The sequence below is a fragment of the Mesorhizobium sp. BHbdii genome (assembly GCF_053848045.1).
Genome location: NZ_JBSPKX010000001.1, coordinates 2493178 through 2505420 on the forward strand (window position 1 = coordinate 2493178; position 12243 = coordinate 2505420).

8 protein-coding genes are annotated in these 12243 nt (G+C 61.1%); 2 read left to right on the top strand and 6 right to left on the bottom strand.

Going from position 1 to position 12243, the window contains the following annotated elements; all coding sequences use genetic code 11:
• Window positions 1–96: 96 nt before the first annotated feature.
• Window positions 97–3906 carry a methionine synthase gene (gene metH / locus ACWTU8_RS12160; protein WP_455848258.1) on the bottom strand — a complete coding sequence of 1270 codons (3810 nt, stop codon included), beginning with the start codon at window positions 3904–3906 and terminating at the stop codon, window positions 97–99.
• Window positions 3907–4377: 471 nt separating this feature from the next.
• On the opposite strand from metH, the gene ACWTU8_RS12165 reads away from it, so the two are divergent.
• A complete protein-coding gene (locus ACWTU8_RS12165) occupies window positions 4378–4728 on the top strand; it encodes a hypothetical protein (RefSeq protein WP_455848259.1) in 351 nt (116 codons plus the stop codon).
• 28 nt (window positions 4729–4756) lie between these two features.
• Here the strand turns inward: ACWTU8_RS12165 and ACWTU8_RS12170 are convergent, their stop codons facing one another.
• Complete coding sequence (locus tag ACWTU8_RS12170; protein ID WP_095521782.1) at window positions 4757–5443, bottom strand: D-lyxose/D-mannose family sugar isomerase; 687 nt, start codon at window positions 5441–5443, stop codon at window positions 4757–4759.
• Between the two features lie 150 nt (window positions 5444–5593).
• On the opposite strand from ACWTU8_RS12170, the gene ACWTU8_RS12175 reads away from it, so the two are divergent.
• Window positions 5594–6652 carry a D-TA family PLP-dependent enzyme gene (locus ACWTU8_RS12175; protein WP_455848260.1) on the top strand — a complete coding sequence of 353 codons (1059 nt, stop codon included), beginning with the start codon at window positions 5594–5596 and terminating at the stop codon, window positions 6650–6652.
• 33 nt (window positions 6653–6685) lie between these two features.
• Here ACWTU8_RS12175 and ACWTU8_RS12180 read toward each other — a convergent pair whose 3' ends face one another.
• The 4 genes from ACWTU8_RS12180 to ACWTU8_RS12195 all read right to left on the bottom strand — a co-directional run bounded on the left by ACWTU8_RS12180 (window position 6686) and on the right by ACWTU8_RS12195 (window position 11909).
• On the bottom strand, window positions 6686–8317 hold the full coding sequence (locus ACWTU8_RS12180) for a tetratricopeptide repeat-containing sulfotransferase family protein (protein ID WP_455848261.1): 1632 nt from the start codon (window positions 8315–8317) through the stop codon (window positions 6686–6688).
• Between the two features lie 62 nt (window positions 8318–8379).
• Window positions 8380–9141 (bottom strand): outer membrane protein, encoded by a 762-nt coding sequence (locus ACWTU8_RS12185; RefSeq protein ID WP_455848262.1) that lies wholly within the window; start codon window positions 9139–9141, stop codon window positions 8380–8382.
• Between the two features lie 125 nt (window positions 9142–9266).
• Window positions 9267–10028: a heme ABC transporter permease gene (locus ACWTU8_RS12190; RefSeq protein ID WP_455848263.1), complete on the bottom strand. Its 762-nt coding sequence runs from the start codon at window positions 10026–10028 to the stop codon at window positions 9267–9269.
• A 108-nt stretch (window positions 10029–10136) separates the two neighbouring features.
• Complete coding sequence (locus ACWTU8_RS12195; protein ID WP_455848264.1) at window positions 10137–11909, bottom strand: glucan ABC transporter ATP-binding protein/ permease; 1773 nt, start codon at window positions 11907–11909, stop codon at window positions 10137–10139.
• Between the last annotated feature and the right edge of the window lie 334 nt (window positions 11910–12243).

Genomic DNA, 12243 nt, shown 5'->3' on the forward strand with positions numbered 1-12243 from the left:
CCCGTCACGTGTCGGTGCAGAACGAGCGCGCAATCAGGACAAGGCTGCTGTCATGAAGGTGCCGGCTTCTCGCCCTATCAGCCTCGCGGCGCGATTTCACGCGGCGGCGTCCAGCCCCTGCGCCGGCACATAGTTCAGGATCGGGCCGAGCCAGCGCTCGACCTCGGCGAGCGGCATGCGCTTGCGGCGCGCGTAATCCTCGACCTGGTCGCGTTCGACCTTGGCCACGCCGAAATAATAGCTTTCGGGATGCGACAGGTAGATGCCGGACACCGAGGAGCCCGGCCACATCGCAAAACTTTCGGTCAGGCTGACGCCGGCATTGCGCTCGCCGTCGAGCAGGCGAAACAGCGTCGCTTTCTCGGTGTGATCGGGCTGCGCCGGATAGCCGGGCGCCGGGCGGATGCCGCGATAGGGTTCGCCGATCAGCTCGTCCGGCGCCAGATCCTCATCCGGGGCATAGGCCCAGAATTCCTTGCGCACGCGTTCGTGCAGGCGCTCGGCGAAGGCTTCGGCGAAACGGTCGGCCAGCGCCTTGACCATGATGGACGAGTAGTCGTCGTTCGCCCGCTCGAAGCGCTCGGCGATTGCCGCTTCCTCGATGCCGGCGGTGACGATGAAGCCGCCGAGATAGTCGGCCTTGCCGCTGTCAAAAGGCGCGACGAAATCCGAGAGTGCGACATTCGCCTTGCCGTCGCGCTTGGTCAGCTGCTGGCGCAGCGTGAAGAAGCTCGCCAGTTCCTGCGATCGCGCGTCGTCGGTGAACAGCCTGATGTCGTCGCCGACAGCGTTGGCCGGCCAGAAGCCGATGACGCCCTTCGGCGCGAACCATTTTTCCGCGATGATCTTCGCCAGCATCGCCTGGGCGTCCTCGAAGAGCTGGCGTGCCGCCGGCCCTTGAGTCTCGTCGTCGAGGATTTTCGGGTAACGGCCCTTCAGCTCCCAGGTCTGGAAGAACGGCGTCCAGTCGATATAGCGCGCGAGCTCGGCCAGATCCCAGCCTTCGAAGACTTTCACGCCGAGGAAGGACGGCTTCGGGGGCGCGTAGGCCGACCAGTCGATCCTGTGGGCGTTGGCACGCGCCTTGACGAGCGGCAAGCGCTGCTTGTCGGCTTCGCTGCGCGCGTGCGCATCGGCAACCTTCTTGTATTCGGCACGAACGTTGTCGACATAGCCGCCCTTGGTCTCGTTCGACAGCAGTGCCGACACCACGCCGACCGCGCGGCTGGCATCGGTGACGTAGACCGTCTGGCCCCTGATATAGCGCGGATGAATCTTTACCGCCGTATGCACGCGGCTGGTCGTCGCGCCGCCGATCAACAGCGGAATGTCAAAACCTTCGCGCTCCATCTCGGCGGCCATATGCGCCATCTCGTCGAGCGAAGGCGTGATCAGGCCGGATAGGCCGATGATGTCGACCTGCTGCTCGCGCGCCGTCTGCAGGATCTTCGCCGCCGGCACCATGACGCCGAGGTCAATGATCTCGTAATTGTTGCAGGCCAGAACCACACCGACGATGTTCTTGCCGATATCGTGCACATCGCCCTTCACCGTCGCCATCAGGATCTTTCCGGCGGTCTGGCGCTCGCCGGTGTCGACGCCATTGGCGGCGTTCGCCAGCTTCTCCGCCTCCATGTGCGGAAGCAAGCCGGCAACGGCCTGCTTCATGACGCGGGCGGACTTCACCACTTGCGGCAGGAACATCTTGCCGGCACCAAACAGATCGCCGACGACATTCATTCCTGCCATCAAAGGACCTTCGATGACATGCAGCGGGCGCTCGGCGGCAAGTCGTGCTTCGTCCGTGTCCTGGTCGATGAATTCGGTGATGCCGTTGACCAGTGCGTGCGAAATGCGCTGCTCGACCGGCCAGTCGCGCCAGGCGAGATCGCGTCCCTGCGCCTCCTTGCCCGCTGTGCCCTTGAAGCGTTCGGCGAGTTCCAGCATGCGTTCGGTCGCTGTGCCGCCGCCCTTCGGCTGACGGTTGTTGACGACGTCCTCGCAGGCTTCGCGCAGTTCCGGATCGATGGACTCGTAAACGGCAAGCTGCCCGGCGTTGACGATGCCCATGTCCATGCCGGCCTGGATGGCATGATAAAGGAATACGGCATGCATGGCCTCGCGCACCGGCTCGTTGCCGCGAAACGAGAAGGAGAGGTTCGACACGCCACCCGATATGTGGACATGGGGAAGCGTCGCGGTGATCTGCCGTGCTGCTTCGATGAAGTCGACGCCGTAATTGTTGTGCTCGTCGATGCCGGTGGCGATGGCAAAGATGTTCGGGTCGAAAACGATATCCTCGGGCGAGAATCCGGCCTGCTCGGTCAGCAGCTTATAGGCGCGGGTGCAGATTTCGACCTTGCGCGCCTGTGTGTCGGCCTGACCGTCTTCGTCGAAGGCCATGACGACCACTGCCGCGCCATACGCGCGGACGAGCTTCGCATGGTGCAGAAAGGCCGCTTCGCCTTCCTTCATGGAAATGGAGTTCACCAGCGGCTTGCCTTGCACGCATTTCAGGCCGGCTTCGATGATCTCCCATTTGGAGCTGTCGATCATCACGGGAACGCGGGCGATATCCGGCTCGGCTGCGATCAGGTTGAGATATTCGACCATCGCCTTTTTCGAATCGATCAGGCCTTCGTCCATGTTGATGTCGATGATCTGCGCGCCATTGGCGACCTGGTCGCGGGCGACTTCGAGCGCGGCGGCATAATCGCCCGCCGTGATCAGCTTCCTGAACCTGGCCGAGCCCGTGACATTGGTGCGCTCGCCGACATTCACGAATGGAATCTCGTTGGTCAACGTGAACGGCTCGAGCCCCGAAAGGCGCATCTTCGGCTCGATGTCGGGAACAGCGCGCGGCGGATATTCCTTCACCGCCTGTGCGATGGCGCGGATGTGGTCCGGCGTCGAGCCGCAGCAGCCGCCGACGACATTGACCAATCCGTCGCGTGCGAACTCCTCGATCTGCGCGGCCATGAATTCCGGGCTCTCGTCATAACGGCCGAATTCATTGGGCAGACCGGCATTCGGATAGGCACAAACAAAGGTGTCGGCGACACCGGAAATTTCGTCCAGATGCGCGCGCATGGCCTTGGCGCCCAGCGCGCAATTGAGGCCTATTGTGAACGGGTTGGCGTGACGGACTGAATGCCAGAAAGCCGTCGGCGTCTGGCCGGACAGCGTGCGGCCGGACAGGTCGGTGATCGTGCCGGAGATCATGACCGGCAGATGCATATCCTTCTCGATGAAGATCTCTTCTGCTGCGAAGATCGCCGCCTTGGCGTTCAACGTATCGAAGATGGTCTCGATCAGGATGATGTCGGCGCCGCCGTCGATCAGACCGCGCAGCTGCTCGCCATAGGCAAGGCGCAATTCGTCGAATGTCACGGCCCGGTAGCCGGGATTGTTGACATCCGGCGACATCGAGGCGGTGCGGTTGGTTGGCCCCAGCGCACCGGCGACGAAACGACGCCTGCCGTCCTCCTGCTCAGCCCTCACCGCTGCCCTACGCACCAGCCGCGCACCGTCGCGGTTCAGCGCGTAGACCGCATCCTCCATGCCGTAATCCGCCTGGGCGATGGCGGTCGAGGAGAAGGTGTTGGTCTCAAGAATGTCCGCCCCGGCGATGGCGTATTGATAGTGAATCTCCTCGATCGCCCTGGGCTGCGTCAAGATCAGCAGGTCGTTGTTGCCCTGCTGATGGCAGGCGCAATCGGCGAATTTGTCACCACGGAAGTGGTTCTCGTCGAAGCCCAGGCCCTGGATCTGCGTGCCCATGGCGCCGTCGAGAATGAGGATGCGCTCGCGCGCCGCCGCCGTCAGCGCCGCACGGACTTCCGACCTATCGGGCGCAGCCGCGGCGTGACCGAACAGGTCGTCCAGCGATGATGGGGTTTGCGACATATTCCGTCCTCGAGGCGACAGTCGCGCTTAAGCGACATAAAGACATCTTTATGTCAATATACGCTATTCGCTTGTTGCTGTCACCCCTGCCGCGGAGAATGCTGCCCGCTTATGCTACGAGGCCGCCTGCGCGGTCTTTCAGGCGATCGCCGACGGGACGGCAGGTAAGGTCTCCGACGCGGATGTCGCATTCATGATGTGGTAGGCGGGAGCGACCTCTCTCGTCAGGAGAAGATTTCCGCCAATTCATCGACGCTGGTGCCTTCCTTAACCTGCCGCAACTCGACATAGCTAACCGCGGTGGCGACCGAGGATCGGACGCAAGATCGGCTCAACGCCGCAGGCGCATGATGCCCGCCCGTTCCTGACGGCGTATTACGGCAGCTCCGAGCCCATCTCGAGCGGAAGCTGCTGCTCGGCAACCGCAAGGCCGACAAGCATGTGCGCGGTAGACTGAAGAGGCCGGAGGCGATGCAGATCAAAATAAGCGGGACTGAAGAATCCAGAATTGAGCGCGCAATTCAGGCAGCAGTGTCTGGGTCTTGGGAAGAGTTTAGCAGACTCACTGATGCACCTTTTCCAAACGACGAATCGATGAAGGAGCAATTCGACGATTCTTCCCGCCGACTTCAGCAGGCGGGAGGAAATTGGAAAACGGGCTCCGGCATCGAACTCCTAGCAGACGGAGCCCGCTTCATAATAACAAGGATAGAGGCGCCACCGGAGGTGGATATCGTACTTTCACTGCACAGCACGAGTGAGCACAGTGACAGCACAATCAGTATCTGGACGTTTCATCAGCAGTTGAACTGGGAAGACTAGCCACCGGCCGACCTCTCAAGCCGCTGCCTTACCCCACCCACTTCTCGTAGTCGGACACGAGCAGGTGCAGCGGCGCGACATCCTCGTCGATGTCCGCGAAGCGGCCGATCGGTTCGCGGAAGACATTGTCGGTGAGATCGTCATTGACGGTCGAGACCTCGCCGATCAGCACGTCCTTGCCTTCGGCCCAGAAGGCGTGCCAGACACCCGGAAGAAGCGTGACGCTCTGGCCCGGGTCGAGCTTCAGCAGCCCGCCCGCAGGCAGCCTGTGGATGGTTCCGTCGACAGGCACCGATACCTCGGCCTTCGGATCAATGCCGCCATCGCGATCGTGCATGAACAGTTCCAGCACAAGCTTGCCGCCGCCACGATTGATGATGTCCTCGGCCTTGATGTTGTGGCGGTGCATCGGCGACAGCTGATCCTTGCGCGAGATCATGATCTTCTCGGCATAGAGCATGCCCATGCCCTTCTTCATGTCCTCGTAGCGACCGTTGCGGACAGTGAACAGGAAGAGGCCAAGATCGCTGAACTTGCCCTGGCCGTAATCGGTGATGTCCCAGCCAAGCCGGGACGAGAAGATGGCCGACGAATCCTGCCGGCGCGCCTTCATCTCTTCGGGTGACCAATAGGCGAAGGGCGGCATTATGTAGCCGAACGAGCGAATGAAGGTGTCGGCGTCGCGGATGATGTCGTTGATAGCGGAGCGTTTCATGATCGTGGTTCCTTCCAGTCGGCCTAGGCGATCTCCAAACCGAATAGCCGAACGCCGATCCGGTGTCGACGTAAACTGCATGAGCTGGCCTCATGACATCCGGTTCGATCGAGGTCATAACGGCAACCAGTTTCCTGATGATGGCATTCCATGCTGAGTATAGAAGATCTCGATACGCCGGCGATCCTGATCGATGTCGACCGCGCCGAAGCCAACATCGCGCGGGCGCAGGCCCATGCCGATCGCCATGGTCTGAAGCTCAGGCCGCACATCAAGACCCACAAACTGCCTTACTGGGCAAAGAAGCAGATCGCAGCGGGTGCGGTCGGCATCACCTGCCAGAAGATCGGTGAAGCCGAGGTGATGGCCGATTCCGGCCTCACCGATATTTTTCTCCCTTATAACATTCTGGGCAAGGCCAAGCTGGAGCGCCTCAAGGCGCTGCACGGTCGTGTGACGCTGTCGGTGACATCAGACAGCCTGGAAACACTTGCGGGTCTCGCCGCCACCTTCACCGATCCAGGCCAGCCGCTACAGGTGCTGGTGGAATGCGACACCGGCATGGGCCGCTGCGGCGTCCAGTCGGCCAGCGAGGCGGTCGCATTGGCCAGAGAGATCGACAAGGCCAAGGGGCTCGCCTTCGGCGGGCTGATGACTTATCCAGCGGCACGCCGCGCTGCCGAGGCCGAGACGTGGCTCGCCGGCGCGCGCCAAGCGCTCGCCGCATCCGGCTTTGGCTGCGAATGCATCTCCAGCGGCGGCACGCCGGATATGTGGCGCTCAAACGAGGCTTCCGTCGTTACCGAGTACCGCCCCGGCACCTACATCTATCTCGACCGCTACCAGGTCGCCAAAGGCGTCGGCAGTCTCGACGACTGCGCGCTGACGGTGCTGTCGACGGTGGTCAGCCATCCGACGCCGACACGGGCCATCCTCGATGCCGGCAGCAAGGCCTTGTCCAGCGATACGCTGGGGCTGCCTGATTTCGGCGAATTGCTGGGTATTCCGGGCGCTACCGTCACCGGCCTCAGCGAAGAGCACGGCAACGTCACGCTTTCCGGCGACGCCAGGCTGCGTATCGGCGATCGCGTGCGAATCGTGCCCGACCATTGCTGCGTCGTCACCAATCTGTTCGACGAGGTCCACCTGATCGCCGGAGAACGGGTGCTGGAGACGCTGCCGGTGGCGGCGCGTGGCCGCATGGGATGAGGTCGACGTCGTTCGGACCGAACGACCGTTTAATCAAAGTTGGACAAGCGGACCCAGTGCAGCCTTCAATGGATCGAGGGCATCGCCGTACAGTTTCCAGCGCTCTACAGAGGACGAATAGATCGGCTGGCGCACCTGCCAGCGGCTTGGCGTTCGTACCGTGCGCTCGGTTTCGTGGAAATGCAGGCAAGCATCGTCCCATTCCATGCCGAGAAATCCGATCAATCCACGGGCGCGGGTTTCGAAATCGGCCACGGTTTCTTCGTAAGGCATGTCGTGGATGGCCAGCGGAACGACCTTGGCCCAGTGGCGCATCAAGCGATCATATTGCCGGTAATACTGCCCAAGCTTGGTCAGATCGGCATTGTAGCCGTGGGCATCGGAAAAATTATGCATGAAACAGGACGTGCAATTGTCCATCGGGTCACGCCGGCAGTGGACGATGCGGGCATTTGGCAAAATGAGACCGATGAAAGCCAGCAGCTCGAAATTATGCGGCATCTTGTCGACGACACGCGCCGCCTTGCCGTTGCGCTTATTGAGATGGCCTAGATATTTCGAGCCAAGCTCCTTCGCCTTCGTCGGTGTGAGCGAAACCATGGCCTTGGCGAAAATCGCCGGATCAGGCTGGTCGAATCCAAGTTCGCCGACCAATGAACGGATGGTCGGCAACTCGCCGGCGCCATAGATATCGTGATGGCTGGCGCAAATCTGCTCGGTCAGCGTCGTTCCTGAACGTGGCATACCGACGATGAAGACCGGCCGTTCGGATGGATTGCCGAAATTTGGCCGCGCTTCGAAAAAGCCGGCGTCGAAAGTTTCGATGAAACTGTCATACAGCCGCGTGTGCAGGGCAATGTCGAAATCATTGCCGGAGATTGCCTTGGCCCTGGCGAAATGGCGGATGGCCAGGCCATACTCGTGCTGGTCGTTGAGGATTTTTCCGGCGGCGTGATGCAGGATAACCCGCTCGCGATCGGTGGTCATCGGCAGTTCGAGGCGGGCCTGCACCAAAGCCAGAGCTGGATCGCCCTTGACGGCCCGACGCGCGAGCGCCAGCCCGGACAGCGCCTCGACATTTGCCTTGTCGATGGCGATGGCACGGCCAAAGCATTCGACCGCCTCGGCTTGCCGGCCCATGTCGGTGAGCAGGTCGCCCATACCGACCAGCGCCGTCAGCGATTTGCTGTCGACCGCCAGCGCACGGCGATAGAAACCCTCGGCGATGTCGCCCTCGAGTTGGCTCCGGTAGGATTTCCCGAGATTGCACAATGCCTCGACAAGCCGGCCGTCGAGCTCGATCGCTTTTCTCAGCTGTTTGCGCGCCAGCTCGATGTTGCCGATCAGGTTGTAGGCGTTGCCGAGATTGTTGCGGAAAATGGCGTTGCCCGGTTCGATCTTGACCGCACGCTTCATGAAGTCGATGGCCGTCTCATTTTGCTGGGCCTCGATCGCCAGCGTGCCCATCAAATTGAGCGCCATGGCATTTTTGGGCTGACGTCGAAGCACGGTTTGATAGCAGAACTCGGCTTCGCGAAAGCGCTTGCGGCGCTGCAGGTCGATGCCGCGCTGCAATGTCTCCGGCGCCGGCTCGCCAGCGCTCGGCAGTAAACCCTGGACCATGGCCGGCACGCCGAAGGGTTGCCGGCGCGGCAGATGCGGCATCCTTCACCCCCAATCGCTGCGTGCGACGGCAGTCAGCCTGAACCAACAGGAATTCGAAGCAATCAGAATTTGAATGTAACGCCAAGTTGCAGATTGTGGGAATTCAACTTGCCGTTCGAGAATACAGCATCGCCTTCGCGGGAGGAATCGAAGTCGACGCCTGAAACGGCCTTGAACCTGTAGCCGAAATCGAGGTCGATATTCTGCGCCAGCGCGTAGGTGACGCCGGCTCCCAACTGGCCGGCGAAACCCCACCCACCACGCCCGTATCCGTACAAGTGACCACCCCAAGTTGTGTCGGCGGTCACATGGGCGGCGCCGATGCCGCCGCCGACGTAGAGCTTGGCATCTCCAAAATGAGCAACGTCGGCCCAGACATTGGCGAGCAGATAGGTAGCGGACAAATCGCCGTCAGCCGGAAACCAGGCACTCACACCCTCCTGATACGAATTCGCCTTGTAGCGGGCATAGGACAGTTCGCCTTCGACCCGAAACACATCGTTGATCCGCCTACCGACGACGCCGCCGATCACGAAGCCGGTGTCGAAGTCCATCGAAAAGTCGTTGTTGTAGTAATCGGCATGTGTTTTCACGCGATTCGGGAAGCTGGCGCCACCAAACAGCGTGACATACCAGAGATCCTGGGCCGCCGGAATTTCGACCGCCGCTTCGGCGGCATTGGCCGAATTCCAGCCAAGCATCAGGGCCATTGCGGACACGCCAGCCAGCAAGCGCATTTTCATCGACAAATCCCCCACGACAATTAACAGGCAAATATCACGTCCAGTGCACGCATAACGTCCAGTGCATGGCTGAACTGTCAACGTGGAAACCAGGGTGGGGTCGACCTCCGGAAATCGCTGTTGCAAAGTTGCAACATTTTTACTTGCGCCTCATCGTGTCGGGTGCATTCGAATGAAGGCTCAAAGACCGGTAGTCAGGGTGCAACCTAGCCGGGCTTGTCTGCCTGCCTCGCCGCGACTCGGCGCATGGAGATGACGCGGCGGCGGCGAATTTCCGTGCGCATCGCCATCAAATGCAACGCGAAGAACAGCACGGTAAAGCCTAGAGTCATCACCAGCAACGGCCTCAGCATAGAGGGGTCAATGGTCGAGCCACCCATGCGGAACACCGAAGCCGGCTGATGCAGCGTGTTCCACCAGTCGACCGAGAACTTGATGATCGGGATGTTTATGAAGCCGACCAGGGTGATGATTGCGGCGGCCCAGGCGGCGCGCGCCGCATCGTCGAGTGCCCGCGTCAGCGCGATGATGCCGAGATACATCAGAAACAGCACGAACACCGAGGTCAGCCGCGCGTCCCACACCCACCAGGTGCCCCACATCGGCTTGCCCCAGATCGAGCCGGTGATCAGCGCGAGTGCTGTAAAGACGGCGCCGATGGGTGCCGCCGATTTCAGCGCGACATCGGCCAGCGGATGGCGCCATACCAGCGTGCCCAACGCGAAAACCGCCATCAGCGTGAAACACATCATGGCCAGCCAGGCGAAGGGCACATGGATATACATGATGCGCACGGTGATGCCTTGCTGGAAATCCTCCGGCGCAGCGAAGCTCATATAGAGCCCGGCGGCCAAGATGAGTGCGGCGATGGTCGCCAGCCACGGCACCACCTTGTCGGCCAACCAGACAAACCGCGTCGGGTTGGCGAAATCCATCCAGCCGCTGAGGCGTGAAGTCAGGTAACTCATGCGGCTTTACATAAACCGGCGACGCTTTTGGGGCAATCGAGTGGTGGTGTCGCAGGCTGCCTTCCTTTCTCCCATAGGACAGGTGAGAAGGGAAGGCAGCCTGGCCGCTCAGGCGGCCTCGTCCGTGATGGCGCGACTGAGGCGGCGGACTTCCTCGTCGTTGAGCAGGCCGCCGGCGCGCAGCAGGCTGGCGAAGCGGCCATTGCGCATCGACAATTCGGCGAAGCCACCCATTTCGACCACCTTGCCCTTGTCCATGAACACAACCAGATCGGCATCTCGAACGGTGGTCAAGCGGTGGGCGATGATGAAGGTAGTGCGGCCGCGCCGCAATTCGTCGATCGCTTCCTTGACGCGGTCTTCCGTCTCGACATCGAGCGCGCTGGTCGCTTCGTCGAGCACCAGGATGGGCGAATCCTTCAGCACGGCGCGCGCGATCGCGATACGCTGGCGCTCGCCGCCCGAAAGCTGTCCCCCGCGTTCGCCGACGACCGTGTCGTAGCCGTTGCTCTTCGACAGAATGAAATCCTGCGCGGCAGCGGCATTGGCGGCAGCGTGGACCTCATCATAGGTCGCCTCGGCGCGCCCGACGCGGATATTGTCCTCGATCGAGCGGTTGAGCAGGCCCGCATCCTGGAACACGGTGGCGATCGAGTGGCGCAGCGACTTGCGGGTCACCGTACGGGTATCGATGCCATCGATCAGAATCCGGCCGCTGGACGGCGCAAAGACGCGCTGCAAAAGATTGATGAGCGTGGTCTTGCCCGCGCCCGTCGGACCGACGACGGCGACGGTCTGGCCGGCATGGACCTCGAACGACACGTCGTTCACGCCCTGCCCCGAATTGGCGAATTCGAAGCTGACGTTTTCAAAACGCACATGACCAGTGACGTTGCCGAGGTCACGCAACCCGTCCGGCTCGGCGGCGTCGGCCGCGGAGTCCTCGAGGCGGAAAAATTCCTCGAGCTTGGCCCTGGCCTCCGAAATCTGGTTGGCGAAGGCCGACATCTGGTCGAGCCGGGCGATCAGCAGCGTTGCAAAGCCGGTAAAGGCGATGACGTCACCGATACGCAATTGGCCATGCATGACCAGATAGGAGCCGATCAACAGCACGACCATCATCGAAATGGTGGACGACAGGCGGTGCAGGGCGTTGGCCAATGCCCACCAGTCGAGCACCGGATATTGGGCATCAAGCAGATTCTTGACATAACGCTTCAAGGCGTCGGTCTCGTGGCCGATTCGATTGTAGCTCTGCAGCACGGCGACGTTGCTGACCGAGTCGCTCACATGCGCGAACACCTGGTGAAAATGCCGCTCCACGGACGCCTGGCCTTCCCTGGTACGACGCATCACCAGCCGCCCGATTCCGACATAGAGCGCGCCCAGCGCCAGCAGGACCATCGACATGCGAATATCCATGCTGAGCGCCGTCGGCACCAGCAGGACCAGTGCCACGACAGTGGCCAAATGCTGCCTCATGAACTCGAGCCAGAGGCTGAACAGGGTCTCGACCGCGCGCAGAAGCGTATGCAGAGAATTGGAGGTGCCGCGCTGATGATGCCAAGCAAGCGGCATGGTGATCACGCGCTCGAATGACTGACAAAGCACCTCGCTGCGTCGTGCATGGGCAAAGCGGTCAGCGCCGCGCGCCACCAGAACGAAGGCGACGACGTTGAAGACGCCTATACCGGCCCATACGGCGAGCGTCGAAAAGACCGAGCCGCCGTCCGAAATAGCATCGATCACCCGTCCGAACATGATCGGCTCAAGGATGGCGATAATGGCCAGCGCGACATTCGCCCCGCAGATAAACGCTACGCGTTTTCTGTCGGCAGCGAGATAACCAAGCGCTCTCCAGTAGATCTGCAGAAGGGACACTTCAGCTACTCCGGCAAATTGTTATTGTGCACTGCATCATTTTCTACACGTACCCGTTGACGTGTCGCGAAACAATGCTCGTGTACCCCTTCAGTTCCCAATTCGCGAACAAAAGATGGCGACGCTGCGAAATCTGTCGTGATCACCTAACGGTTTGAGAAAAAAGGTAAAATGTCAGCCCTGCGGCAAAATCGTGGCAGGCTGCAAGCACTGCCGCAATTTTAATCAGCAACCGGTCATGTACGAATCCCTAAAGGCTGCACCGGCTTTTGGGAAAGCTCATGCGCAATAGAATTTCTAGAGAGAACCTTAAACAACGCGCATCCCCAAGACG